This window comes from Vibrio sp. 704 (assembly GCF_033339295.1).
The window spans coordinates 1-682 of sequence record NZ_JAWOUH010000478.1 but is presented as its reverse complement, the minus strand read 5'-3'; the positions used below and the strand labels follow the sequence as shown (position 1 = coordinate 682).

Annotated in this window: 1 protein-coding gene; it reads left to right on the top strand. The window is 44.4% G+C overall.

The window, feature by feature from the left end:
• Positions 1-175: 175 nt before the first annotated feature.
• On the top strand, positions 176-682 hold a 507-nt coding region (locus tag R7R24_RS27230; RefSeq protein ID WP_318120201.1), incomplete at its 3' end, for a response regulator transcription factor.

The following is a 682-nucleotide window of genomic DNA, read 5'->3' as shown; positions in this document are numbered from 1 at the left end:
AGAGCAATTGCGCGGACAACTTATCGAAAAAGAAAATCAGATCGTCATTTCAAACGAAGCATTGTCTTACACCCGTTATCAACATCAACTTTTAGCCGAAGACTACAGTCGTTTTAGAGATGAGCAGTCAATAAACAGAGTACTTCGTTAGTCGCTACCAGCGTTGAGGAGAGAGATGAAACCAATCTTATTGGTCGACGATAGCAAAACGGTATTGCTTTACATGACCTCCGCATTGCAAAAGCAAGGGTACGAAGTCATCGCTGTGGAGGACGGTGAGTCTGCACTTGAAGTCCTGACGCACCGAAAAGATATTCAGTTTGTTCTCAGTGACCTGATGATGCCTGGGCTCAGTGGTATTGATTTGTGTCGTGTACTCAAATCTGCGGCGTTTGAGCGGTATATCTTTTTTGTCCTACTTTCTTCACGCAATGATCAGGGCTCGATTGTCAAAGGCATTGACGCTGGCGCGGATGATTTCGTAGATAAAAAAACGTCGGTAGAAGAGCTTCAAGCACGCATACGAGCAGGGTTTCGTACTCTCGATTTGCACAATATGTTACTCGCGAGAAATCAAGAATTAGATATCGCTTACCAAACGATTCGTCAGGATCTAGAATCTGCTGGTGATCTCATGAGGCAGCTTTTACCGGTAGAGCTGCAAATCGGAGCGACAAAATTA